Genomic DNA, 22,563 nt, shown 5'->3' with positions numbered 1-22,563 from the left:
AGCGATCTTCCTGAGAGCAGAGTAGAAGACGTGCTCAGATGTTTAGTGGCTAAACATGGCCTTTCTGAGGACGAGATTGTGAGTGCGTTCGCTCGGGCAAACACTGGGCTTTTTGCACCCCATTTAGAGATTACAAAATCGCGGGCGAATGAGCCTTGGTCCCTGTCGTGCGGTGGCAATCCGTTTTTCACCGCGAGGGTAGTCGAGCAGTCGGAGTAAAGAGGAAAAGGCCGCTATGGCAATTCTAAACCTTGAGCTTTCCAGTCGGCGCTATATCTACACACGAGGTGCAGACTACAGCCAAAGTAGACTGATTTTTGAGGCGGCTGTTATTTCGGGCCAACTCAATGTCATCGACAAAGGTTTGCTACAGAAGGGAGACGTTACGTTCACAACAACACCGCATGAAAGCCTAATTGCAACTCTCAAGTACGTAGATGCTTGGGAGGACAGATTAGACGGTACTTCAGATCCTCATGCGTTTTCCCTCGGTGCCATTCTGGAAAATGATATTTTTAAGCTACTCACCGCAGTTAGCCTCGATGATTTCCAGGTCTTTCTGACTTTTGACACAGGTTTTGATGATAAGGGCTTGGCATATGGTTACGACCCTGATGGATGGGAGAAATTTTGGGATCTGAAGAAGGGAGATCCTCTCAAGGCCGAATCATTCAAAGTTGTCGTAAAAGCGAAAGAGCTTCCTGCGGAAGAGCAGGCTTTTGAAACGGTACAGGTCCCCGTACCTACCCTGGTTTCGGACCCGAAAATGTTAAGGCAATTGCGAGAAATCGGGTGGGTGATTGTGGTGCTGGGAGTTCTGATTTTGATAAAAATTACTTGGTAGCGACTCCTAAACGCTGGCAATAGGAAAATCCCGACCGGCCCCACGGGGCTGTATCGGAAAGCGTTCATTGCCCAATCAAGCTGGCCGGGGACAGTCATGAGCGCTTTACCAATGCAGCTACGACACGAAGGAAAAAGCTTAACTAAGCACCTAGAGATGTTTTTTGAACGTCGTCACTGTGATCGCTACTGTTGCTCCAAGTACTACTGCGCAAGGCAATAGAATAGCTATAGGATTGAGTGAAAAGGGCAGGGACAGGTAAATGACCCAAGGCACGATCAGCAGTGGTATCACTGCTCGTTTAGCGCGGTGATAGACAAAACTGCTTTCTCGCCCAGCTCCAAATTTGCGTAGGTCACGGCGCATCAAGCCATCGACAAAACCGGTGAGCGTGGCCAGCAGAAACAAGGGTGTGATCAGGACCAGAATGGTCAGGCGCACCACGAAGGTGAAGGTGACATACACCGCCGCTAGCACAAAGTCCTCGATACTCACGTAGAGCTGGTTGATCCAGCTCCAGAAACCGTTGCTCTGGCTCAATGCTCGTGCCTGCTGGGTGAAGTCTGCAAAGCCGGTCTTGACCAACAACCACTGATTGAGTAAATCCAGCCACTGGACAATCGTTGCCCCAGGCTGTTGGATGAGAAGTGAAGATTTGAAGTGCTCGTTGAGCCAGCCCAACTCACTGGTTAGCATGGCCTGACTATGTCGCCAGCCCTGATCACCCCAGAACAGTAGCAGCCCGGCGAATTCGATCAGAATCGAGAACAGCAACGAGGCGATCAGCAAACCGATGATGCGCAGGACCAAGCCAATCGCCGAGACGATTAATCCTGGGTGCTGGATCGGTTGTGGCGGCATGTTCTGGGCGGAAGTCGCCATTGTTCACTCCATTGCGCGCTGCAAAGTTGATGTCGTCACAACGCCTTCTGGATCGTTTTCTGCTGAATCGAAACCTGTCGCGGGTGCGGACTACCCCACCTGATCCCAATCGAAGTTTGTTGTTGGGCCGCCACCGCTTGCGCTCCACCATTGACCTGCCTGCGAGTTGTAGGCCTCCCGCATCCGTTGAGTGAGCTCCTGCAGGTCCTTGGGCATGGCATCGTCGTTGGAGGGTTTTGGCAACGGCATGCGGACCTTCCAGAGCTGCCCACCGGCCTGGAAGGAGAACATTTGCCCCTTGGGTAAACTGACGATATGCGCTGGCTCGATCAGCGGCACGCTGGTGCTGCTGACACGGTCCTGTGAGGAAGAAGTGAAGTCGGTGTTGGCCTCAGGATCGGAGGTGTCGGTGGTGCCCGACACCAGGGCTTTGGTCAACACGTTGACTTTGGGCAACTGCTGGGTGAGCAGCTCAGCGGTGACGGTTTCGCGCACGCGGAACATCTGCAGGGTGTTGAAATTGCCGATCACCTGGCCGGCCTTGGCGCGGTTACCGATTCGCGCTTCGATATCGCTGAGGGTCTGGGTGTAGGCGGTTACCTGAATACCGGCACCGCCGCCCTTATTGATCAGTGGGATGAATTCATCACCCATCAACTCGTTGAACTCGTCAGCGTGGAGGTTGATCGGCAACTTGTCACTGCTGTTACCCGATGGGGGCAGGCCATGGTCGATGCCGTGTTTGTAGATGTGTCCGGCGACCGAGACCAAGTCGGCAAACATGGAGTTGCCCACAGCGGCGGCCACCTCGGCGTCGGTCAGCGCATCCAAACCGACGTAGACGATGCCGCGTTTTCGGATGATCTGCATCCAGTCGAAGATTGGCCGCGGGTCATCTAAGTCGGTGTAGTTTGGCGCAAGCAGTTGGGCGGTCTTACCGGTGGTGAGTTTCTCCAGCAGCGGCAGCAGCGAGGCAACGATTTTGTCGAAGTAAGTACGGTCATAGCGTACCGCCGAACGCAGTCCGTCCATTACCGGATCAAATACCCGCTTCACCGCCAGGTACTGTTCGATGGCCACCACACGTTTTTCGCGTCCCACCATATGCCGGGGAATATTTTTCTCGGTGAGCTTGCCTTCAAGCTGGACGATCACTTCCCACGCTTTCGGGTCGGTCTTGGCGAAAAACTGCTGGGCGTATTCGATGAACAGTGCGTCGATGTTGACCACATGTCGCTGGATCTGCAGGTAGTCCGGACGTCGGCCCAGCTCGATCAGTGCGCGGGCGATGATGTTGACGAAACGCCAGGCGAACTCACGGAAGGCTGCAGAGTTACCTTCACCACTGAGCTGCCCAGCAATGCGAGACGCCACCTCAGAAATACGTCCGAAACGTCCCACGGCGTTGTAGCGGGCAGAGATTTCTGGCCACCCCAGATGGAAGACATAAAACTCCTTCTCCCGACCGGCGCGTTTGGCTTCGACATACATGCGCTTGAGCAGGTCGGCATCGCCCTTCGGATCGAAGACAATCACTACCTCGTGTTCGGCGCGGTGTATGTCCTGGGTGATGTACACCTCGGCGAGTCGCGTCTTGCCGACGCGGGTCGTGCCGAGCACCAGTGTGTGTCCGACTCTTTCGCCCAGCGGCAGACTGACTTCCGTTTCGTCGGGCTCGACCCCATGCAACAGCGGCGAGCCACCCACCGGGGGTAATGGGCGCAACGGATTGAAGGCACTGTCCCAGGCGGTGACACGCGCCAGTGTCGAGAACGGAAACGGTGCATGTTCCAGGCGACGTTCGAGTCCACGTGCCAGGCGGTAACGGGTCGGTTGCTCGACATAGTGGGCGACCGCCGGATCCTGGGCCTCGACCAAGCGCTGGGTGTGCAGGCGGGTCCAGCGAAATCCTCGGCCCATGAACAGACGCTTGCGGCTGACCGGAATCTGCCGACTGGTCAGCTCGTAGCGGGGCAGCCGACGGATATTTCGCCGATAACGCAGCACCTCCCAAGCTTGTCGCAGGCGGATCAGGCCGAACAGGGCATAGGCCAGCGCTGCAACCAGACCGATCTCGGGTGACAGGGCCACAGCCCAGGGCGAGTACACGCACAACACCGCGGCAGCGATACAGATTGCTACGGTATACAGCTCCACCGCTGGCCGGAGCTTGGACTCCATCGCATGCTCGGCCATGACCTGGACTCACTGTTCCAGTGAGGTGGCAGTGATCAAAACGGGATAGTGCTCAATCTGCAGGCGGGTGGCGATGTCGTTGCCGTTGACCGGCAGGATGGTGATGCCGGGAGCGGCTGCTCGAATCCGGGCCAGGGCTTCAGTATTGGCCACTTCGACGGCGAGCCCCGCCGCGCCCATTTCCTGCAGCTCTGCCGCGCGTTGACGCAGCCAAGCCAGCGACTGGAGATCGTCGCCGACCAGGAAAAATGGCCGCAACCCCGGCATGTTCAGGGAGCGGGACGTGATTTGGCCGGGGCTCAAGTGAGAGCTGCGGATGGGCAGTATCCAGGCTTCATCGGCAAACGTGGACAGGTCCGCATGCATGGCCCGATCAGGCTGAGTCTTGTTGTTTATTGGCGGCCTGGAAACTTGAAAATGGGGCCGGGTGAAGTCGCTAGGCTGATCCCCAGCTACGGTCAGTCCCGGCTGGGCGAAAGGTGTCACGAGCAGGAAGAAATAACAGGTAAGGGATGTTCGCTTCATGGTGGTGTGCCCTGTTCGAAGGAGACCAGTAGTCGTTCGAGTTGCCGGGAAAATCCGGCGCGGTAACGCGCCGCCGGCGTTCCTCCTGCCGGGCGGTGATAGCGTCCGGCAGCTGACACCCAGTCACCGGTGGCGGTGTGATGCTCCTGCAGCAGCGCGGCGGTCACGGCGAGATTTCGGTAGGGGTCGAGGGCCTCGCAGGGGCTGGAAAAATGTTGTCCGTGGTAGCCCAGGTTAGTTTGCCCAAGTCCGGCGTCGACCTGCTTGGCGTCATACTGAGTGAGCGCCTGAAGTAAGGCGTGACAGGCGGCCTGGCGAGTGGTGAAGCGGTAGGGTGTTCCGGCGATGTTCAGGGTCCAAGGCCAGGGCAGCAGTCGACCACGGACATGGATACCACTCTCCTGCAAGGTAATCGCGAACAGCACCGTAGACGGGATGTCGGCGTCATGCGCCGCCAGTTGGTAGGCAGGCGGCGGAAGTTCGTCAGCCTGGACGGCGAGCATCGCCAACATCAGCGCAATACCACTCAGTCGAGGCGTTGCCATTGTCCACTCACCTGTTGAAATGTGGCAGGCAATGGCCCCGGGGCACCCAAGCTGAACCAGCGACCACGGTCATGGTTCAGGGTGATCTGTCGGCGTTGAACCTTGGCCGGATCGATGTCTGCTTGCCGAGCCCAGCTACGGACGCGTTTATCCTCGCCTTGGCTGCCCACCAGGTAGATATCGAATTCCGTGTTGCTGCTTTGCAAACGCTGTGCTTCGGCGATGCACGCTGGGCATTGGTCCTCCACAAACAGGACCTGGCGCGGCACGACCGATGAGCTGGCAGGGGACGAGGATGCCATGCCCTGGATCGGCAGCAGCCCGGGAAACAGCTTGACCCAGGCTGTGGTGTAAGCGCTTTGGTAGGCCAACTCGCGTTCGGCGCGTTTGGCTTCCAGCGCTACCTGTAATTCGGCATAGCGCTGGCGCTCTTGGTCGGTCTCGGCCTCAACCCCGAGTGTGGTCAACGGATCAAGGTTCGGGCTCCAGAAACCGCGTGGGCCGGCTTGGATCTGTTCGAAGCGCGTCCACTCCTGCTCCGTCAGACCCCAGCTCGCCGCCTGTGCAGAGTCAGAGCGTCCCAGCGGAGCGGATTGTGTGTCCTGGAGCCGTGACTGTGTCGTGACGGGGTTACCCATCGCAGCACCTGTGGTCAGTAGCGAAACCAGGCAGGCGACGGGGAGTAGTGACGCTTTGTTCATGATCGCTTCTCAAGGGACTTGCACGGCCTGGTCTGGCTGAGTGGCCACCGCGAAGACGGCTGAGTTCGGCTCCAGTACTTTTAGGTGCCAGGCCCCCAGTTGCTCACCGCTATGTAGCAGCCGGACATCCGTGAGAGAGCGACTGTCATGAGGTGCGACCGCCAGAAAACGCTCACCACCACGGGACTCGACACTCAACACCGAGAACGGTGGCGAGAGCGGGGTGGGCTTGGGGCGAATGGTCTTTTTCAGCTTGGTCGCGGAAGACGTCGGTGGTGGAGTTGATGACAGAGTTTTGAGCCCCAGGAGCTGCTGCTCGACGTGCTCAATGCGTGCGCGTAGCGCTGTCAGGTCTGCCACGGTGGCGCGGGCTGCCAGACCGTCGCGCAGTTCCTGTATTTCTTGCGCCCACTGATCCAACATCGGATCGAGGGTATTGGCCTGTTGCTCGCCGGTATCGACCATCTGTTTCAGGTCTTTCAGCGCGTACTGCAGCTTCTCCTGGGCGTCCTTGAGGGCGCTTGAATCACGTTGCAGGGTATCCAGGGTTTGTCGGTATTGCGTGTTCGTGCTCTGTAGTTCCGCCACGCGCTGATACTGGTTATACAATCCACCACTCAGCCCGGCGGCCGCCAGGCAAAGCAATCCAATAATGAGGGTTTGAAACGTCGAGGCTTTCATGGACGTGCCTCCGCCTGATGGGGCGAGACGGGTGTGGCCCGCACGACGCCGGCCTCCGTTTTCTGCTGTTCGAAGCAGACTGAACGGCTGACTTCATCGGTCGTGAGTTGCCAGGCGGGCCCAGCTAGCACTTGTAGCGCGTTGCGCAAAGAGAGCGGGCCGAGCCGGTAATGAGCCGCGGGCAGGGGCCGAGTAAAGAGCACCTTCACCGACGCAGTAGCGGGGCAGAGCGAATAGCCCGAGCGTCGCAATACGTACTGCAACGCATCCTGCACCGAAGGACTCAGACTGGACGGGATGCTCACGTCAATGATTTGGGCAAGAAGATCGCGTTGTTCCGTGGTGGGCTCGGTGCTGACCAGCGTGTAGCGGCCATAACGAAGTTCCGCCGGATGGCTTTCTTCGGCTGTACCCCTCGAGTGCGGGGCCTGATTGGAGCCGCTGCCGATTTCTGGATGGGGCGGCAATGGGGTGGGGATTTGCGCGGTGCAGGCGCTCAACAAACCCAGTAGGCAGACAGGGGTGAAAAAACGCTCCATGGAAAAAACCTCATGTCAGATTCAGTGCAGAACCTGACATGAGGTGAAGGAGCGATTCAGTGAGAAAGTTGATTCAAAGCGGGTCGTGTTAAAGCAGAACGCGTTGTTACTCATCAAAAATGGCGAGTCCATCCAAGACGGTGGCGTCGGGGTCGAAGATCAACAATCGCACATCCGCCAATGCCGCCAGGTATAACACCGTGACCAGGGCTTCCGGTGTGCCGGCGTCGAGTTGCTCTTGTCTCAAGCTTGAATAACGTTTGCCCTCAATGTTCAGCAAGTTCTCGTCCGTCCATGGTGTGCCGATCAACTTGCAACCGATGCCGCAGCAATCCGGCAACGCGAAAAGTTCGAACAAAAGACCGGTTTGCCTCGGAGCGGAGTGACTGACCCACCCTTCCAGATAGAACATCGCTTCTTCAGGAAGGTGTGCGGTACTGATCTCCCAGGCTCGACTGTAGTGTCCCGTTTCGAAGCGCAAGCGATGGACCATGGCTTGGGCTTCTTCCAGGGAGTACAGATCGCCGACGTGATGCTGCTCGTTGAACATCTCGCCCATCACGGCGTAGATCACTTGGCGCACCAGTCCGGTGGACTGGCAGCGTTCATCCAACTCTTCAGGAATGGATTGGCCTTCGCTGATCAAGGCGAAATCGTCATTGAACAGGCAGGGGAACAGCTGCAACTCATCGTCGGACAGATGGGCCTGTGAGTCGTGCACAGGTCGAAAGCAGGGAGGGCAGTCGTTTTCGTAGGTGATCAGTAGCCGCCGTTCGATATGCAAGTTGTCGTAACCGCGAGCAAATGGGTTTGAGGCCGTTAGCAGTGCTGGGGCTTGGTGTGTGAGGTTCATGAGGGTGCTCCAGAATGGAAATGAACAAGGCGCCCGTAGGCGCCTGTGAGGGTTAAAGCCAGCCGTATTCGGCAAGTGAGAGCGGACGACCTTCACCCACGATGAAGTGATCCAGTACGCGCACTTCGATCAAGGCCAAGGCCTCTTTCAACCGTGCGGTCAAGATGCGATCCGCCTGGCTGGGTTCCGTACACCCTGAGGGGTGGTTGTGCACAAAAATGGCGGCTGCAGCGTTATGCGCGAGAGAGCGCTTAACGACTTGGCGGGGGTAAACGCTGGCGCCATCAATGCTGCCGTGAAAGAGGACTTCGAATGCCAGCACGCGGTGCTGGGCATCGAGAAAAATCACACCGAAGACTTCATGCTCTTGTTGCACAAGATGCAGTTTTAGGTATGAGGCCACGGCGCCAGGTGACGTCAGGTTAGGGCCGCGGGCGAACAGCCGACGATCCAGAATATGCAGTGCCTCGTCGATCACCTGGTTTTCTTGGCTGATTCGATCAGCATCGAAATCCGAGGTTTCAATCAGTGTGAATTGGGTGTTCATGGTGGTACCTCCGAAGGGAACAATCAGGGGTACACGCCCGAGGGGAGTGGTGTCCCCGAGGTGGAAATAGAGTCGCGGGCATTAGCCGATGACGCGCTGTTTACAGCCGGGTGAATCGGTGACGTTGACCGTGTAGGGGTGAGCCACAACCGTCGCAGGGCAATGGGGAAAAGGCTTTTATGCCCCAGCCGGTTTCGGGATCGAAGTCGGCACTGATGGGCATTAAGCGAACCAGTCCACGATGGATATCGGCGATGCGTTTCTCGATTTCATCCGTCGTGTAGTAGAGCGATAACGTGCTGTAGTCCTCGTAAGCCGCAGCGAACAGGCAGTCGTCGCATAGCCAGAAGGATTCCATGTCGGTTCTCCTGTGCGGATTGAAGAAAAGGCGCTCGAGGGAGCGCCTTGATGTGGAACATCGTGGACTATTCAGGCGGACTGAACGGTACGGGTGGCATCACGGCGGGCCGCGCGCGGAGTGGGTGGAGATTCAGGTTCGACCCGAGTTTCTATTGGGTTTTCGGCCTCCTCAACTTCGGCATCAGCCGATGATGGGGATGACTCACTGGTGGGCGCTTGCTCAGCAGGTGCTGTTGCTTCCTGCCTGGCGGGCGCTTTGTACTCGAATGTGCCGTCGACCTTGATCCAGTCGATGAACAGCAAACGACCTTTCAGACTGGCGCCTGGTTGACCTTGTTTCTCGCCTTTCTCGTAGAGAAACGGATCGATCCACAGGTCGCCAATACGGAACGACAGCAAGACTTTTTTCTCGGCCTTGACGGCGTCCATATAGAGACGAATCAAGCGTTCAGCTTCACCCCCAGCGACTTTGCAGTCGAAGCGGGTGTACTCCACCGCGTCGGTGGCACCGTGCAGGGCGGCGATATCGCAGGCCATGAACGGCTGGCCGCGGCGGACTTGGACTTCACGAACACGGTTGAGGTAGCCGATACCGGCGGTGTGCAGATTGAAGTAAGTGGTCGCTTCTTGGGAGTGGTTGGCGTGGGCCATGGTGGTTCTCCTGCTTCAAGGGAAAACGGCGACGCACAAGCCCTAACGGGGAAGTGAGCCCCCGTCAGGGTGGGTAAGGTGAAGGCGAGCGATGAACGACTCGCCACCGGCAAGCCGATGACGAGCAGAACGATGCGTCTGGGGGAATAGCGGTGCAGCAGAGAAACGTCCGCGGTGGTGATCCGCAGGCATGGGGTAGTGGGCATTCATCACCGCTGAAGCGGTAACCGCGCGAGCTTCCGAACGCTGATCGCACTTGGGTAAACCACCACGAACGTGGCGTAGCCTTGAAGGTTCAAGCTACCTGGGCTGGGCTGTCAACGACAGCGAACCACGCCCTTTGTATAAGCCTGTCACAGGGGAGCGTCAAGACGCTGCAACCCGATTTTTTATGGCCGGAATACGGTGGCAGTCACTGGAATGAGAAAAAGAAGAGCTGGCCTGGTGGGTCACCAGGCGAGGAATAGAAAAGCCACCTTTGACGGTCATACGCAGTCGAAAAGCTCCTCGCAAAGCTTGGTTTAACTGCGCCTTGATTCGTCAACCGACCCTTGTCGTGGCCTGGGTCGGAACATGCTGGCACGCATCCGCGCACAAAGGGTGCCCCGTGTTTCCCCGGGGGGCTCCGGGACTGAATACGATCGCCGAGGCGGATGGCCGCTGTTGCCTTGTAGAGGCAACACTGGTCATCCGCCACCACGATCAGGTCGAGCACAAAACGGGAACGAAATCCCGCAGAGGAGAAGGCTCCGAACTCTAAGAGTCTGACCGAGCTGCCCGGAGCGAATCGGTCTTGGGTCGCCGTTGGCGATGATCCTGAGGCACTACAGCAGAGAGGGTGGGACGACGTCAAGGCAGAGTGCGCCGCCTCAAAGACCCCGGTATCGGATGCGAGTGAATGAACTCACTTGTTGGCGAGATGAGCGACTAATTGTTCGACGGTTGCCAAGATAAAGGCACGGTCGCTTTCTTTCAGACCGTTCAGCAGACCCGCGATCATCTGGCCCTGGTCATTGGGGCGATTGCTCGACGCCGTCAGCAGTTCATCCATCCGGCAGTCGAAGACATCCGCCAGTTGCATCAGCTTGACCACGGAAAGCTCCACCACACCTCGCTCTAAACGCGATACAGCTTCGCTGCCGATCCCCAAGCGTTCAGCCACCTCTTCCTGAGTCAGATTACGCTCGCTGCGGTGCTTCGCGATCATGCGCCCGATTTGGGCTTGGGTTGGATGTTTATGTGCCAAGTGATGAGTTCTCCAGTTCAACCCGAATGGTTGAGCAAAGACCCGTTGACATGAACATCCTTAACGGTTGAGTATCGACTTATTAGGTTGTTATATTGGCTGAAATCGCTGTGTAATGCGACGTGGCTTCTATTCCTCCAGGAATCAGAGTCCGAGGTGGTCAGTGAGAATGAGCGGTCTGAAAGGGCCAAGCTGAGGAACGGTTGAGCATGGAAGAGAAGAGCGAGAACGTCATGGATCAGATCTGGGATCGAACACTGGAGCTGTTCATCAAGATCCATGATTGCCCGGATAACCCCGAACACTTCGACAGCCTTGTTCATTGGCTCAACGAAAATCCTGATCACCTGAAAGCGTTCAACGAACTGGGGCAGATATGGATTTCGACAGGCATCGCCCTGGCCCGTGAAATCGGACAACCCTTAATCGACTTAGAGAGGGATCAGTCACCGTTGATGATGCACTGACCATTACATTGACCCCAATGCTTATGTTGATCTCCAATGGCGCGTTATGGGCGAGGCGTATCTTTTTTGAACGGGGCAGTGCCCTTGCAGTCTGGGTAGTGGGAGCATGACCAGAACGGCCCTGATTTCCCCTTTCGCTTGAGCATTGAGGCGTTGCAAATGGGGCAGGCCGGGCTGGCTTCGACAGGCATGGCTAAAGTCAGTGATCCGCAGTGTGCGACCAGTTGCGCTATCCAGTTTGCCTGCTTGGCGACGAATGCATCCAGGGTCAGACGTCCCGCTTCGATTTCGTCCAGAGCCTGTTCCCAGATCGCGGTCATACCCGGATCTGCAACCGCTATTGGTACCGCTTCGATCAGGGTATGGGCAGCCGCCGAGGCCATTAAGGCGCGTTTTTTCTTCAGCAAATAACCGCGATCAATCAACCCCTTGATGATGCTGGCTCGCGTGGCTTCGGTACCGATACCGGTGGTGTCCCGAAGTTTCTGTTTCAGGCGTGGATCGTTGACCAGCTTAGCCACATTTTTCATCGCCTTGATCAGATCGCCCTCAGTGAGAGGTTTGGGGGCGGCGGTGTGCATGGACTTGAGTTCGACGTCGTCCACTGCGCACTGCGTACCCTGTTGCAAGACGGGTAAGACCTGGGACTTGTGATTGGGCTCATCCTCCTCGGTGTTCTCGTAGAGCAAGCCTTTCCAGCCCTGAACCAGGATCTGTTTGCCAACAGCGGTCAATCGCTCTGGGCCACACTCCAGTTCGACCTGGGTCCGATCAAACTCATGGTGCGGAAGAAATTGCGCGAGGTAGTGGCTACGGATCAGTTCGTAGACTTGGCGCTCTTGTTCAGACATCCGCGCAAGGTTGGCCGACTCGGTGGTGGGGATGATGCCGTGGTGCGCGGTGACCTTGTCATCGTTCCATACCCGTGAGCGCAGTGATCGATCGAGGCTTCCGAGTGCGTGCCGCAGTGCGGGATCCGTTTTGAGCAGGGCATCGAATACCGCGGGTACTTCGTCGAACATACTCGCTGGCAAATAGCGGCAATCGCTGCGCGGGTAGGTGGTGGCTTTGTGGGTTTCATACAGGGCTTGGGCGATGTTCAGGGTTTCCTGAACGCCGAGTCCCAGCTTGCGCGAGCAGATCTCCTGCAGGGTGCTCAGGTCGAAGGGCAGGGGCGGCGCTTCGCGGAAATGCTCAGTCTGCAATGAGAGAACTGTGGCGGCGCAACCGTCAATAATTGTTTGGACTGCCTGACGGGCAAGCGTCTGCTGCAGGCAACGACCGGCTTCATCTTGTCCTAAGCTGGGTGGTAACCACGACGCGATAAATGGTTGCCCCATGGAGGACAGGTGCACCTCCACTTCCCAGTAGGGCACCGAGACGAAGCTGGCAATCGCACGATCCCGATCGACCACCAGACGTAAAGTGGGTGTCTGGACGCGTCCAACCGACAGTACACCGTCGTAGCCCGCCCGCCGACCAAGAAGGGTAAACAAACGACTCAGGTTCATGCCGATCAGCCAGTCGGCGCGGCTACGGGCGAGGGCGGAGTGGTAGAGCGGGAAGGTCTCCTGACCAGACTTCAGCGAGGACAGTGCCCTGCGAATCGACGCCTCGTTGAGTGCGGACAGCCAGAGGCGCTGAACAGGGCCTCGATACTTGCAGAGCTCCAGCAATTCTCGGGCAATCATTTCACCTTCGCGATCGGCGTCGGTGGCGATGACGACGGTGGCCGCTTCACTGAGCAGGCGCTTGATGACTTTGAACTGTGCCGCAGTCTTGGGTTTGACCTCTACCTGCCACTGCGGGGGAATGATCGGTAGGTGATCCAACGACCAACTCTTGAATTGTTCACCATAAGCTTCAGGCGGTGCTGTCTCCAGCAGGTGGCCGATACACCAGGTGACGGTTGTCTCGGGTCCGATCAGGCAGCCATCGCTGCGCCGGCTGGCTCCGAGAACCTTGGCGATGTCACGACCTTGGGACGGTTTCTCGCAGAGGAAGAGGCGCATAGAACTGCTCCGAATTGAGTTCGGAGCAGCGTTGTTGGAAACAGCAGGTGAGGAATATGAGAAACCTGAATCGAAGGATCCTCATATTAGTCAGTCAGGGCCGCCAGGTATGGAACGAGGTTGTACCCCATCGCACCGACGACAGTGTGCATATTCACGAGCAGAGAGTAAAAACGGCTCAGCAACCTCGCGCTAAGGCGCAATGTTTATGCCTGAAGTCTGTCAGTCCGTCGCTGGTTGCCCTCTGCGCTTTCTGGATTTCGACGCAGGTGAACTGGCTTGCTCTGTGTTTTGCCCGACGGGTGTCGCCGATGCCGCCGGTTCACTGGAGCGTTCCCGCATGACTACGCTGTGCACGCGGTGAGGCAGGATGCCGACGCGACGGGCCTCGATCTTGAAGGTCACCCGCGCGTTATCTTCGCTGTCCTCCCATTCATCGCGCACCGTACGACCTTCGACGAGCACGCGCATGCCTTTCTGGTACAGCGTGCTCCAGTGTTCAGCCTCGCGGTGCCAGAGCTCAACCGGCGCCCAATAGCCGCCTCGATCTTCATAGCTGCCCTCGCGTGGTACGGGGTTGTCGAAGTACACATTCAGCCGCAGTAAACGCCGTGGCTCGTCATTGCCTGAGGCGAATTCTTGGAACTCTGGCGCACTGCCGATGTTGCCTTCGCCGACGAAAAAAGTACTCATCATGATATCTCCACTGCTGGTGTGAACTGGCGCAGCAGTTGTTCGGCGCTGGCCATTTTGATCGCGCAGGTCGTAGCCTGGCGGTAGAGCGAATGCACCACACTCATCTGAAGGTTTAGTGCGATACGCGCGCATTCGAAACGGTGCAATTCCTCTCGTACGATCTGCGGCAATGCTTTGTTGGAGATCTGACGTTCCCAAACCGCCACACCCATGCGAGAAAAATCACGGGTGCGCCAACGCAAAAAGGTGCTGCCCGCACTGGTCTTCTGCAGCACCAATCGTATCTTCAATAGCGAGTACGGCGGCTCCCCGGATTGCTGCACGACAGCCTCCATCAGGCGACATAACTGCGCCTCGATTTCCCTCGCCACCTGCGCCAGGTGCTCCAACTCCCCCTTACCCTTAAAAGGTTTTAAAAGGCCTTTTAGGGAGGCAGCGTGTTCGAGCTGCCGATAGGCATCCGGTGTCAACGCTTCGAAGGACATTGGTTGAATAGGGGTCATGGGATTCATGCATCAGCCTCCGACTCATCTACGCTCGCAGACGGACCGTCCACTACCTCTGCCAAAGCGTCAGCGTCATCCACTGCTACAGCACCACGGCGAATGATCGGCGGCGCAAACTGAGAACGGCGATGACCCTCAAGGATGTCCATCGGGGGCAATCCATACTTCTCCACGGCCGCCAGTGCGCGGGCATTATTTGCGGCCATATCATCGCGTGTAATGCCGGCATGTCGATAACGTTGCGCCTGACCGAACAGGCTGCGTAACAGGTGGGCACCGTCGTCGATCCAGGCTTCCATGTCTCTTCGGCCGATCAGAGCCGTGTGATGGGCCAAGAGGGTATGGCGGACCAGCGTGTCGTAGTCGGTTAGCAGGTAAACCGCCAGAAAACCCAGCTGACTGCCAATGTACAATGGCAAAGTGACGGGGTGGATGTTGAGGTTGTCCCCCATGTCGATCTGAGTCGGCAAGTCCTGTCTGATCCGGTCCAGCTGTTGGGTCAGTTCTCCCATCCCAGCCTTTGCCTGCATCAGTTTTTCTTCGAGCTGCACGATGGCCCAATCGGCATAGGGATCGTCCTGGGCCGCGGCTTGTTTGATCAGGTTGGTGACACTGATGTAGCCGGCCATGCCCATGATCGAGTGGACGCCTTCACGTGCGGCCCGACCCTGCCATATGCGGGCTGCATGGTGGGTATGCAGGGTTAAGGTGATGCTGCTGCGCAATGAACCCAGATTGAGTTGATAGTGATCGGCCATGGTGTTGTCCTCGCATAGGCTTGGACGGGACGTTGCGACAGATGAGGGGCAAGGGCAGCCAAAAAGCTGAACGCGGTCTATTCGGTTTGATGAGAAAGAGAAAATACATAACGTCTACGTTTAGTTGAGGACGTCCCTGTGTTCCTCTAAAAGCTCCATGGCTCGGTCCGACATTTTCGTAGACTGGAGCTCTATGGATTTGATGCCACTGGCATCAAATCTATTGAGTTCCACCGCGTCCACGCAGTTGGCGCAGCTCATTCAGACACGCTTGGGCGAGGGCTGATGCGGGTTCGCCCTTTTCCCGAGTCGGCCGCGAGGGAGCGGGTGGGGGCGGCTCTGCGACGGGTGACGGTTCGACCTGACTTGCCCAAGGACGAAAGTCGCCTTTCAGCGCACGCTGGATCAGGCCCATCAGATAGGCCGCTGGCTTGCGGATACCGCCGGCCTTACAGCGTGCCCCCGCCTCGTTGAGCACAGCCTGCTGATCCGCAGGGTTAAGCTTGATCAGCGCCACCGCGACGGCCTGACGTTCGCTGGGACTCAGGTGTAGCGCAGTGGGCCAGCGCAGGTTATCCACAGTAGAGGTCGCGCGCGGTACTGTACATTTACTTTCTTTTAATACAGTACAGGCAGCGTTCGGATTCCGAACGGTGCTGGAAACGTTAGGATTCGAGCCTGATTCGGAATCCGAACGAGGGCCTGCACGATTCCGAACGCGGTGATCTTCCCCATGTTCGGAATCGTGGAATGCATCACCGGGTGGCTGATCCAAGCCTTGCTGCGCCCACTGTTCGGCCCAGCTGTCCAGCCGCGTCGGTAACCGACCCTGATCGATATTCGTGTCCTGTCGGACCTCCTCCACAATGTGCTGAGCGACAATACGCACGGCCTTTGTCGCATGACCGAGGGCATGTCCGACCAGTTCTAGATAATCTTGATCCAGTTCCATGGCTTCGGCGGGGGTTAACGGATCATCGTGCAGAACGTACAAAGAACCTTGTAGACGCCCGCTGACTTGATCGCGACCGCGGCTAACCAAACTGAGCCAACGAGTGAGCCTGAGCATCGTCAACACTCGAGCAATGGTTTCACGCGAGGCTGAGGCACCGTAAGGCACGCTCGAGAGGTAAGGCTGCAAATCCTCATAGCGCGGCGTGACCACGCCCTGGCCTTGCAGCATGAGTCGAAATACCTGCCAGGCATTTCGCTCCAATGGCGTCAGCCGATTATCCAACAGCAGCCGACGTGGCACGACTTCGTGTGATTGGCCACTAAACAGAAAGCCAGCCTGTAGAGCCTGGTTGGAGGGCTGTTCAGTGGTAGGGCGTGCTGGCCAGCGCTCATGCAGCTGCTGTGTGCATTGCTGCAGGACACGTTGCCAGCGACTGGCAGGACCAGCATTCATGTTTTGTTGCTGTACTGGTCGATTTGCTGCCAAACGATGGTCAAGCTGATCTGCTGTTCTTCTGCAAGCATCATCATGGCGTCGAGTTTATCCTCGGTGCCGTCCTCTGTTCGTATTTGACACCAACGTTGCCACAACACATGCTCCTGCGCTTCGCTTAAATGTTGGGGGCGGCCTTTACGGGTTTCTATCTTGAGTAGACGCCGGCGCATGGCTGTTTCCGAATGCGCCAAGCCAAAACACTGGTACATAATGGTGCTGCTGGCGCCGAGTTTGAGCGCTCGGTTGATCAACCGTTCGTTCTGTTCGTCGCGTTCAGCTTGTTCAATCAAACGATGCAGCACTGGCGAGTCAATCTTGACCTCAAGCCAAGGGACTGTGGCATGGGCCAGGCGCGATAACGTGGTCGGTGGTAAGGATTGCAGCACGAAGATGTCATCCTCACTGAGTCCAAGTGCCTTGCAGCGTTGCAGGTTGCCCAGGCGTAGTTCGTGCAGTACCTGGGTTAGCATGGCTTGATTGAGCATATTGAAGGACAAGTTCATCTCAGCTCCTCCGGTGAGTTTTTGTCTTCAGATATGAGTGTTAAGTCGATTAGACGTCGGGCCAGGCGTATCAGGCGAAACAGCTTAATTAACAGACTGTCAGGCAGTCGCTCCAGCCCCACGTCCGTGACTGGTCGATCTGGCAGATAGAGTTGATAGACCCCTAACAACAGTTGCCCGAACAGTGCGGAAGGTATTTGCTTGCGATCTTCCCAGTTCACCTCGTCTTGAGCACGTAGCAGGGCCAGGAGCATTAGGTGAACGCCGGTCGAGCGAGGCGCTGAAAGATCGAGTCGCTCAATGTCCAACGCGAAGCCCAAGCCAAGCTTTTGATCAATGATGCACTCGGCATCTCCGGCATAGGCCGCCATTTCCCGAGCCAGTTCTGCAATGCTTAAACGCAGTTGTTCGGGCGTATCCAGCGTTGGTGCGATGGTCCAGAGGTCGTCGATTGTGCAGGTTTCGAATGAAGACTCCGCTTCGGCAATGATCTCGCGATCGATTTGCTCACGAATCTGTTGAACGCGTGATACGTGGCTGACCGCAGGTAAAGTTTTTGTTTCGGGTTCGTTGAGCCGTTCCTCTGAAATTGGCTCTATCTTGCTCTTGGCATCAGTTGATTCGGGTTTAGTATCGGAGGAGGGCAACTCAGCCGCAGTTTCATGCACGCTTGGCCGATGGCTGCTTTCTGAGGGCGTGGTGGGGACAGCCCCAGGCGTGGAGACGACCCGTTGGGTATCGCTCAGCTCCAGGGCCAGCATACGGTAGGACTGTCCCAGCAAGTGGCTCATGCGTTCGAGCAATTCGTCCTGGATCTGCTCAAGATCAAAGGATTCAGGATCGCTATCGAAGTAGCCCATGGTCTCCAGCCAGAACTCTGCAAACGCGACTGTGGCGGTTGGATAGCGGTTCCAGGTTCGCTCAGCCTGACTACGTAGACCGATCAGACGTTCTATCTGAGGCTTACCCAAGCCGGCATACAGAGTTTGTGGAATGGCGGGTAATAAGTGTTCGAGGGTGTCCAGCATCCGGCTGATATGCGACTGCGAAACCGGATAGCCTCCAGCGGCAAGACGTCGAGCCAGCTCCCGTTGTGAGAGCTCTGGGCCATCCGACTCAAGCATGGTTTTGAGTTTGGCTACTGCCAGGGCTCTTTCGATGAACGTGAGTTGGCCGTGCAGGTCGCTTTCCGCCAGATGGCCGAGTAGGGTGTTGGTTTCATTGCTCCAAGGTCGGAACAGGCAGTGAATCCGAAAGAAACGCTCGTCGCGAGTTTCCTGCCACAGCTCGCCGAGAATTGCTAAGCGCGTATTACCGCCGTTGCGGATGATGAAAGAGGTTTCACCCGGGCGGCGGGTAATCGGTGGCGGTTGATCCAGCCCGCGTTCACGGATCGATGCCTTGATATCGTCATAAAGCGGGTTACGAATGAAGCGTGGGTTGAGTTCGTAGGGACGTAACTGTTCCAGAGTGACCAGCATGGGAGTGTCTATGACGGGATCGGACAGGCGTTCCAGTTCTGGACCTCGAGTGAAGTGGTCCTGGTGCAGCTTGTCGGTGATTTCCTCCTGACTGAGCTTCTTCATCTCAACCGCCTCGGTTAACGTCGGCTATGTAAATGGTCACCGACCTCGAATTTCACGATTTCGGCAGTCCCTGAACCTTCGAAATGTTCGGAGAGTTCTGCGAGGAACCACACCATTGCCGAGCGCCCACCTTGCAAACGAAAAACCACGGTGCAGTATTCCTCGCAAGCCGCGTCGCGTGGTCGAATGGAAGGCTGAACAACGATAGGAAACTGATCCAACATTAGAAAACTCCTTACCAAGCTCTATTTGCTTCAAGGTCGATCAAACAAAAAAATCGGTGAAATGCTGATTGGGTGATTTTTTATCGAGGCTCCGCACACCTCATTACCGAAGAGATCGCTTCACGCCATTGAGGGAATAATTCGATGGCCAGCGCCTGCATGACTTCTAGCGCAGATTGCGAGCGTCGGCGTTTACTCGACGGGCGAGCGTCTATTCGGTGGACCGGTAAGCCGAGGGAGGCGGCATTGAGATACGCCACCCTGTCCGGGATTACAGTGTCTAGCACCGAGATATTGGTAGCCTCTGCGAAAGTCGCCCGCAGGCTCCGGATGATCATCTGGGTGTCCAGTCGATTGACGTTCACTTGGTTTAGTAAGAGCCGTAACGGCGGCGGGTCTATACCTAGATGGCGAAACGGTTCGAGCTCACTCAGTAGCGTCAAGGTGCCCCGGCGCATTTCGCGGGCAGCGAGCATTTCCGGCGTGATGGGAGAGAGGGCGAGATCGGAGGCCAGGATTGCCATTTCCACCAGTACACTGCGTACTCCCTGAGTATCGATCAAAAGCAGGTCATAATTGAGACACAACTCGTTGAGCAAATTGTGCAGGCGCAGTCGTCCGTCAGGGGCATGCAGCAACAAGGTGCTCAGTCGACCTTGATCGTCGTTGGAGAAAATCAGGTCGAGACCGACGACTGCAGTCCTAGAAATTATTCGTTCAGGTATTGTTAGATTGAGTGCAATGAGCTCGTACGCACCTGCCTGAGCTTTCTGGCTCAATGAATAATAACTGGAGAGGGTGGGTTGGCTATCCAGATCCAAGAGCAGAACACGCAGGCCAGCGTCGGCCAACAGACCACCAAGATTGGCCGCTACTGTAGTTTTGCCTACCCCACCCTTGGTGGAAACCACAGAGACCACGTGCATCACCTCACTCCTGTCGCGAAAGGCGTTCTGCAATCCAGTGCTCGATTTCCAGTGAGTCCCAGCCAACTGCGCGCAGTCCAATACGCTTCGCCCGCGGAAACTTGCCTTCCTTCATTAGGTTGTAAATGTGCGCACGTTTGAAGCCGGTTTTTTGTTCAACCTCGTCACGTCGCATGATGTGGCGTTGGGGTTGAGGTGCTTCAACTGAGGTGACAGGTTGGTTGGACATGTTAGTCACTCCTGGCGCCAATTGGCGCGTGGTGGGAAGTGACATGGATTGAATCGCACAAGGCGGGATGAGTCATTGCATTGCAATCAAGCCCATTGCAACGCAATTGACTGGATCAGTTGTTTTTCTTGAGGCTACGATTGGCCACGGCAAACTTTTCATCCAGCGTGCGCTTGCTGAGGCCGGGGACATCTTTGTGGCGGGCGACAATGGCGTCAACGATGGCTGCTTGATTCGTGAATACCGAAAGAGGTTTTCCGGCAGGCGAACGGTCCAAGAGAAGGCTGACCAATGCCCCAATGATGTTGTGATAGGTCAGTTCGCTGCGCTCGCTGAGTTGACCATTCGTTTTGGCCAAGGCTTTGAGATCATCTCTTTCAAGTCCAATCGACTGGAGCTCTCCCAAGATTTCTTGAATGCGATGCTGTTGCGCTTTGAACGCTCTCGATAACTCATCTCGATCTGCTTTCAAGGAGAGAAAAGTTCCTAGACTGACCTTTGAAGGCGCATCTTCACCAGACTCGAATAAGAAACTGGGCTTGTGGTCGGGGTAATGAATCTCCATCCAACGGCGTAAGTCCGAATGGCGTATGGTCAGCTGATAGGGCTCTACATAGCTTCCCAAAGGAACAGAAATGCCGAGACAGCCATACGGCAGCTCACCATTGCGTATGGCGTCTAAAATCCTTTCGAAAGCCATGTGAAGATTGGGCCATTGGGGAAATAGGACTGCAAGCTTCTCGGGCTGAGACCAATCCGCCTGAACTATTTGGGATTCGTAGCGAGTGAGATTGCACCAGCGCAATGCTGCGTCTACAGGGCGATAGAAGCTTTTGCTATGTGGATTGAAAACATAAACGCTCATCTGCGGCGGACTTCCATTCCTAATGGGTAGGCCTCACACCGACTATCAAAAAATCAAAACTAGCTATTCACGCTAGCTGTTTCCTCGGTTGACCAACTCGGTGAGGTCACTCCATTTCCAGTTAAACGATTTTTTACGCGTAAAATTTCTCGGAAATAGTAGTTCTCGCTCAGTGCTCATTATTTCCGTCTTCTGAAACCCATCTCCAGCAACTGTGTGGTTTAGTGCAATGGCCCCAATCCGACAGGATGGGGCCATACATTGCTCATCAGATAGGGAAGGCACGCTCCCCCAGTTGTAAAGTCACCCACTTAAGCTCGGTCATGTCGTGAATTGAATAACGACCATTTTCCTTACCGTGACCGCTATCCTTGAAACCTCCGAAAGGCGCATTGGGGTCGTCGTCAAAAGAATTATCATTGATATGTACCGAACCTGCGTCGATACGAAGTGCGAAGTCGAATGCCTTCTGAAGATCGTTTGTCACGATGCCTGAAGAAAGGCCGTAGGAAGTATCGTTTGCCAGCTCAATGGCGTGCTCGAAGTCTTTGGCCTTGTAGATGGAAACCAACGGTCCGAAGCTCTCTTCATCATAGACAGCCATCGACGGCGTGACGTCGGTCAATACGGCGGGTTGGAACAGGTTTCCCAGATATTCACCACCCGTCAGCAGAGTTGCACCTTTGGCAATGGCGTCGTCGATCTGACCACGGATAAATTCGCACTGGTTGGCGCTTATCAGTGGACCCACTATCGTGGTGGGGTCGGTAGGATCACCGCACCGAATGGAGCGGACTTTCTCAACGAACGCAGTGCAAAACGCCTCATAAATGCCGTCTTCGACAATGATCCGGGAGTTGGCCATGCACACCTGGCCCTGGTTGAAGAAAATTCCGAATGCAGCGGCGCTGACGGCATAGTCCAGCTTCGCATCATTGAGGATGACGATGGGACTCTTGCCGCCAAGTTCCAGGACAATTCGCTTCTGGAACCTCCCTGCCAGCTCGGACAGGTACCGACCGACTTTCGCCGACCCCGTGAAGGTCACCATTTTCACGCGTTTGTCTGAGAAGAACTTATCCCCTAACGCTTCATTGGTAGTGGGCAGCACGCTGAACACGCCTGGAGGGACGCCGGCTTCTTCCAGAATCTCAGCGAAGAGCAAACCAATCAGCGGGGTTTGCGGGGCAGGCTTCATTAGGAACGCGTTCCCGGCGGCCAGGGCTGGTGCAAGCTTTTTCCCGTTCAAGAGCAGCGGTGCGTTAAAAGGACCAACGCCCGCAATGACACCCAGCGGCTGCCTTATGGACATCGAGATACGACCCGCACCATCGGCAGGCATGGTTTCGCCACGGATATCCCGCGCCTGTCCTGCCGCTATACGAAATGTGCTGACCATGTAGTCGCATTCGAACATGGCTTTGCCGAACACATTGCCACCTTCCTCGATGAGGATCTTCGCAATGTCGCCTCGACGACGTTCGATGATGTCCGCAGCACGGCAGAGAATGGCTTCGCGCTCCTTGGCGAGGGTTTTCCCCCAGGCCTTTTGCGCCTCGAAGGCTGACGCGATAGCGCTATCGATGTCTGCTGCCGTTGCAAGCTTCACACGTGCAATAGCTTTTTGGGTGTAGGGGTTAATCACGACCTGTTCCGGCTGGTCTTCGCTCTGCCAGGATTTACCATTGATATAAGGGTGGTAGATTTTTAGGTCTTTTAGGGCTAAGTCGGTCATTGCAGCACACCTATGGGTCATGTTTGCGCAGAAAAT

The 22,563-nt window shown here is 56.4% G+C and carries 26 protein-coding genes; 2 read left to right on the top strand and 24 right to left on the bottom strand.

The window, feature by feature from the left end; translation table 11 throughout:
- Nucleotides 1-235: 235 nt before the first annotated feature.
- A complete protein-coding gene (locus J2Y83_RS18795) occupies nucleotides 236-844 on the top strand; it encodes a hypothetical protein (RefSeq protein WP_253397431.1) in 609 nt (202 codons plus the stop codon).
- Nucleotides 845-994: 150 nt separating this feature from the next.
- On the opposite strand, the gene J2Y83_RS18790 is transcribed toward J2Y83_RS18795, so the two are convergent.
- The 12 genes from J2Y83_RS18790 to J2Y83_RS18735 all read right to left on the bottom strand — a co-directional run bounded on the left by J2Y83_RS18790 (nucleotide 995) and on the right by J2Y83_RS18735 (nucleotide 10,570).
- A complete protein-coding gene (locus J2Y83_RS18790) occupies nucleotides 995-1,726 on the bottom strand; it encodes a TIGR03747 family integrating conjugative element membrane protein (RefSeq protein WP_253397429.1) in 732 nt (243 codons plus the stop codon).
- 90 nt (nucleotides 1,727-1,816) lie between these two features.
- Nucleotides 1,817-3,922 carry a type IV conjugative transfer system coupling protein TraD gene (traD, locus tag J2Y83_RS18785; RefSeq protein WP_253397427.1) on the bottom strand — a complete coding sequence of 702 codons (2,106 nt, stop codon included), beginning with the start codon at nucleotides 3,920-3,922 and terminating at the stop codon, nucleotides 1,817-1,819.
- A 9-nt stretch (nucleotides 3,923-3,931) separates the two neighbouring features.
- Nucleotides 3,932-4,447, bottom strand: a complete 516-nt coding sequence (locus tag J2Y83_RS18780) for an integrating conjugative element protein (RefSeq protein ID WP_253397425.1) — start codon at nucleotides 4,445-4,447, stop codon at nucleotides 3,932-3,934.
- Nucleotides 4,444-4,992 carry a lytic transglycosylase gene (locus J2Y83_RS18775; RefSeq protein ID WP_253397423.1) on the bottom strand — a complete coding sequence of 183 codons (549 nt, stop codon included), beginning with the start codon at nucleotides 4,990-4,992 and terminating at the stop codon, nucleotides 4,444-4,446. Before J2Y83_RS18775 ends, J2Y83_RS18780 begins: the two co-directional genes overlap by 4 nt.
- Nucleotides 4,974-5,693, bottom strand: coding sequence for a TIGR03759 family integrating conjugative element protein (locus J2Y83_RS18770; protein WP_253397420.1), 720 nt, complete (start codon nucleotides 5,691-5,693; stop codon nucleotides 4,974-4,976). Before J2Y83_RS18770 ends, J2Y83_RS18775 begins: the two co-directional genes overlap by 19 nt.
- Nucleotides 5,694-5,702: 9 nt before the next feature.
- Nucleotides 5,703-6,374 carry a chemotaxis protein gene (locus tag J2Y83_RS18765; protein ID WP_253397418.1) on the bottom strand — a complete coding sequence of 224 codons (672 nt, stop codon included), beginning with the start codon at nucleotides 6,372-6,374 and terminating at the stop codon, nucleotides 5,703-5,705.
- A complete protein-coding gene (locus J2Y83_RS18760) occupies nucleotides 6,371-6,913 on the bottom strand; it encodes a PilL N-terminal domain-containing protein (RefSeq protein ID WP_253397416.1) in 543 nt (180 codons plus the stop codon). Before J2Y83_RS18760 ends, J2Y83_RS18765 begins: the two co-directional genes overlap by 4 nt.
- 106 nt (nucleotides 6,914-7,019) lie before the next feature.
- The gene (locus tag J2Y83_RS18755; protein WP_253397414.1) at nucleotides 7,020-7,766 is read right to left on the bottom strand and encodes an ABC transporter substrate-binding protein; all 747 of its coding nucleotides are present in this window, start codon (nucleotides 7,764-7,766) and stop codon (nucleotides 7,020-7,022) included.
- Between the two features lie 52 nt (nucleotides 7,767-7,818).
- Nucleotides 7,819-8,313, bottom strand: coding sequence for a RadC family protein (gene radC, locus J2Y83_RS18750; RefSeq protein ID WP_253397412.1), 495 nt, complete (start codon nucleotides 8,311-8,313; stop codon nucleotides 7,819-7,821).
- A 100-nt stretch (nucleotides 8,314-8,413) separates the two neighbouring features.
- The gene (locus J2Y83_RS18745) at nucleotides 8,414-8,671 is read right to left on the bottom strand and encodes a hypothetical protein (RefSeq protein ID WP_253397410.1); all 258 of its coding nucleotides are present in this window, start codon (nucleotides 8,669-8,671) and stop codon (nucleotides 8,414-8,416) included.
- Nucleotides 8,672-8,742: 71 nt separating this feature from the next.
- Nucleotides 8,743-9,324, bottom strand: a complete 582-nt coding sequence (locus J2Y83_RS18740) for an STY4534 family ICE replication protein (protein ID WP_253397408.1) — start codon at nucleotides 9,322-9,324, stop codon at nucleotides 8,743-8,745.
- Between the two features lie 904 nt (nucleotides 9,325-10,228).
- Entirely contained in the window at nucleotides 10,229-10,570 is a 342-nt protein-coding gene (locus tag J2Y83_RS18735) for a helix-turn-helix domain-containing protein (RefSeq protein WP_253397406.1), read from the bottom strand.
- A gap of 209 nt (nucleotides 10,571-10,779) precedes the next feature.
- On the opposite strand from J2Y83_RS18735, the gene J2Y83_RS18730 reads away from it, so the two are divergent.
- Complete coding sequence (locus J2Y83_RS18730) at nucleotides 10,780-11,037, top strand: hypothetical protein (RefSeq protein WP_145338316.1); 258 nt, start codon at nucleotides 10,780-10,782, stop codon at nucleotides 11,035-11,037.
- Nucleotides 11,038-11,081: 44 nt separating this feature from the next.
- Here the strand turns inward: J2Y83_RS18730 and J2Y83_RS18725 are convergent, their stop codons facing one another.
- The 12 genes from J2Y83_RS18725 to J2Y83_RS18670 all read right to left on the bottom strand — a co-directional run bounded on the left by J2Y83_RS18725 (nucleotide 11,082) and on the right by J2Y83_RS18670 (nucleotide 22,527).
- On the bottom strand, nucleotides 11,082-13,049 hold the full coding sequence (locus tag J2Y83_RS18725; protein ID WP_253397403.1) for a DNA topoisomerase III: 1,968 nt from the start codon (nucleotides 13,047-13,049) through the stop codon (nucleotides 11,082-11,084).
- A gap of 222 nt (nucleotides 13,050-13,271) precedes the next feature.
- Nucleotides 13,272-13,742: a single-stranded DNA-binding protein gene (locus J2Y83_RS18720; protein WP_253400416.1), complete on the bottom strand. Its 471-nt coding sequence runs from the start codon at nucleotides 13,740-13,742 to the stop codon at nucleotides 13,272-13,274.
- Nucleotides 13,742-14,257 (bottom strand): DUF3158 family protein, encoded by a 516-nt coding sequence (locus tag J2Y83_RS18715; RefSeq protein WP_253397401.1) that lies wholly within the window; start codon nucleotides 14,255-14,257, stop codon nucleotides 13,742-13,744. Before J2Y83_RS18715 ends, J2Y83_RS18720 begins: the two co-directional genes overlap by 1 nt.
- The gene (locus J2Y83_RS18710) at nucleotides 14,254-15,009 is read right to left on the bottom strand and encodes a PFL_4669 family integrating conjugative element protein (protein WP_253397399.1); all 756 of its coding nucleotides are present in this window, start codon (nucleotides 15,007-15,009) and stop codon (nucleotides 14,254-14,256) included. Before J2Y83_RS18710 ends, J2Y83_RS18715 begins: the two co-directional genes overlap by 4 nt.
- Nucleotides 15,010-15,229: 220 nt before the next feature.
- Nucleotides 15,230-16,417: an STY4528 family pathogenicity island replication protein gene (locus J2Y83_RS18705; protein WP_253397396.1), complete on the bottom strand. Its 1,188-nt coding sequence runs from the start codon at nucleotides 16,415-16,417 to the stop codon at nucleotides 15,230-15,232.
- Nucleotides 16,414-16,962, bottom strand: a complete 549-nt coding sequence (locus J2Y83_RS18700; RefSeq protein ID WP_253397394.1) for a DUF2857 domain-containing protein — start codon at nucleotides 16,960-16,962, stop codon at nucleotides 16,414-16,416. Before J2Y83_RS18700 ends, J2Y83_RS18705 begins: the two co-directional genes overlap by 4 nt.
- On the bottom strand, nucleotides 16,959-18,548 hold the full coding sequence (locus J2Y83_RS18695) for a ParB family protein (RefSeq protein WP_253397392.1): 1,590 nt from the start codon (nucleotides 18,546-18,548) through the stop codon (nucleotides 16,959-16,961). The genes J2Y83_RS18700 and J2Y83_RS18695 overlap by 4 nt, the downstream gene beginning before the upstream one ends.
- 14 nt (nucleotides 18,549-18,562) lie before the next feature.
- Nucleotides 18,563-18,772 carry a hypothetical protein gene (locus J2Y83_RS18690; protein WP_101270254.1) on the bottom strand — a complete coding sequence of 70 codons (210 nt, stop codon included), beginning with the start codon at nucleotides 18,770-18,772 and terminating at the stop codon, nucleotides 18,563-18,565.
- An 80-nt stretch (nucleotides 18,773-18,852) separates the two neighbouring features.
- Nucleotides 18,853-19,698 (bottom strand): ParA family protein, encoded by an 846-nt coding sequence (locus J2Y83_RS18685; protein WP_253397390.1) that lies wholly within the window; start codon nucleotides 19,696-19,698, stop codon nucleotides 18,853-18,855.
- Between the two features lie 4 nt (nucleotides 19,699-19,702).
- Complete coding sequence (locus J2Y83_RS18680) at nucleotides 19,703-19,927, bottom strand: AlpA family transcriptional regulator (RefSeq protein WP_101270259.1); 225 nt, start codon at nucleotides 19,925-19,927, stop codon at nucleotides 19,703-19,705.
- A gap of 115 nt (nucleotides 19,928-20,042) precedes the next feature.
- On the bottom strand, nucleotides 20,043-20,792 hold the full coding sequence (locus tag J2Y83_RS18675) for a hypothetical protein (protein WP_101270262.1): 750 nt from the start codon (nucleotides 20,790-20,792) through the stop codon (nucleotides 20,043-20,045).
- 268 nt (nucleotides 20,793-21,060) lie between these two features.
- Nucleotides 21,061-22,527: an aldehyde dehydrogenase family protein gene (locus J2Y83_RS18670; protein WP_101270265.1), complete on the bottom strand. Its 1,467-nt coding sequence runs from the start codon at nucleotides 22,525-22,527 to the stop codon at nucleotides 21,061-21,063.
- Nucleotides 22,528-22,563 lie beyond the last annotated feature (36 nt).

Origin of the sequence: Pseudomonas marginalis (genome assembly GCF_024169655.1) — a bacterium.
Taxonomy (GTDB): Bacteria; Pseudomonadota; Gammaproteobacteria; order Pseudomonadales; family Pseudomonadaceae; genus Aquipseudomonas; species Aquipseudomonas paraveronii.
Note: the sequence above shows the minus strand (reverse complement) of the source record. Positions and strands in the feature narration are given on the sequence as shown.

Coding starts and splice junctions, on each gene's coding strand:
- J2Y83_RS18680 (WP_101270259.1), bottom strand. CDS start 19,927: ATGTCCAACCAACCTGTCACCTCAGTTGAAGCACCTCAACCCCAACGC.
- J2Y83_RS18775 (WP_253397423.1), bottom strand. CDS start 4,992: ATGGCAACGCCTCGACTGAGTGGTATTGCGCTGATGTTGGCGATGCTC.
- J2Y83_RS18690 (WP_101270254.1), bottom strand. CDS start 18,772: ATGTTGGATCAGTTTCCTATCGTTGTTCAGCCTTCCATTCGACCACGC.
- J2Y83_RS18705 (WP_253397396.1), bottom strand. CDS start 16,417: ATGAATGCTGGTCCTGCCAGTCGCTGGCAACGTGTCCTGCAGCAATGC.
- traD (WP_253397427.1), bottom strand. CDS start 3,922: ATGGCCGAGCATGCGATGGAGTCCAAGCTCCGGCCAGCGGTGGAGCTG.
- J2Y83_RS18725 (WP_253397403.1), bottom strand. CDS start 13,049: ATGCGCCTCTTCCTCTGCGAGAAACCGTCCCAAGGTCGTGACATCGCC.
- J2Y83_RS18760 (WP_253397416.1), bottom strand. CDS start 6,913: ATGGAGCGTTTTTTCACCCCTGTCTGCCTACTGGGTTTGTTGAGCGCC.
- J2Y83_RS18790 (WP_253397429.1), bottom strand. CDS start 1,726: ATGGCGACTTCCGCCCAGAACATGCCGCCACAACCGATCCAGCACCCA.
- J2Y83_RS18780 (WP_253397425.1), bottom strand. CDS start 4,447: ATGAAGCGAACATCCCTTACCTGTTATTTCTTCCTGCTCGTGACACCT.
- J2Y83_RS18710 (WP_253397399.1), bottom strand. CDS start 15,009: ATGGCCGATCACTATCAACTCAATCTGGGTTCATTGCGCAGCAGCATC.
- J2Y83_RS18715 (WP_253397401.1), bottom strand. CDS start 14,257: ATGAATCCCATGACCCCTATTCAACCAATGTCCTTCGAAGCGTTGACA.
- radC (WP_253397412.1), bottom strand. CDS start 8,313: ATGAACACCCAATTCACACTGATTGAAACCTCGGATTTCGATGCTGAT.
- J2Y83_RS18740 (WP_253397408.1), bottom strand. CDS start 9,324: ATGGCCCACGCCAACCACTCCCAAGAAGCGACCACTTACTTCAATCTG.
- J2Y83_RS18755 (WP_253397414.1), bottom strand. CDS start 7,766: ATGAACCTCACACACCAAGCCCCAGCACTGCTAACGGCCTCAAACCCA.
- J2Y83_RS18700 (WP_253397394.1), bottom strand. CDS start 16,962: ATGAACTTGTCCTTCAATATGCTCAATCAAGCCATGCTAACCCAGGTA.
- J2Y83_RS18765 (WP_253397418.1), bottom strand. CDS start 6,374: ATGAAAGCCTCGACGTTTCAAACCCTCATTATTGGATTGCTTTGCCTG.
- J2Y83_RS18720 (WP_253400416.1), bottom strand. CDS start 13,742: ATGAGTACTTTTTTCGTCGGCGAAGGCAACATCGGCAGTGCGCCAGAG.
- J2Y83_RS18670 (WP_101270265.1), bottom strand. CDS start 22,527: ATGACCGACTTAGCCCTAAAAGACCTAAAAATCTACCACCCTTATATC.
- J2Y83_RS18745 (WP_253397410.1), bottom strand. CDS start 8,671: ATGGAATCCTTCTGGCTATGCGACGACTGCCTGTTCGCTGCGGCTTAC.
- J2Y83_RS18795 (WP_253397431.1), top strand. CDS start 236: ATGGCAATTCTAAACCTTGAGCTTTCCAGTCGGCGCTATATCTACACA.
- J2Y83_RS18695 (WP_253397392.1), bottom strand. CDS start 18,548: ATGAAGAAGCTCAGTCAGGAGGAAATCACCGACAAGCTGCACCAGGAC.
- J2Y83_RS18675 (WP_101270262.1), bottom strand. CDS start 20,792: ATGAGCGTTTATGTTTTCAATCCACATAGCAAAAGCTTCTATCGCCCT.
- J2Y83_RS18685 (WP_253397390.1), bottom strand. CDS start 19,698: ATGCACGTGGTCTCTGTGGTTTCCACCAAGGGTGGGGTAGGCAAAACT.
- J2Y83_RS18770 (WP_253397420.1), bottom strand. CDS start 5,693: ATGAACAAAGCGTCACTACTCCCCGTCGCCTGCCTGGTTTCGCTACTG.
- J2Y83_RS18730 (WP_145338316.1), top strand. CDS start 10,780: ATGGAAGAGAAGAGCGAGAACGTCATGGATCAGATCTGGGATCGAACA.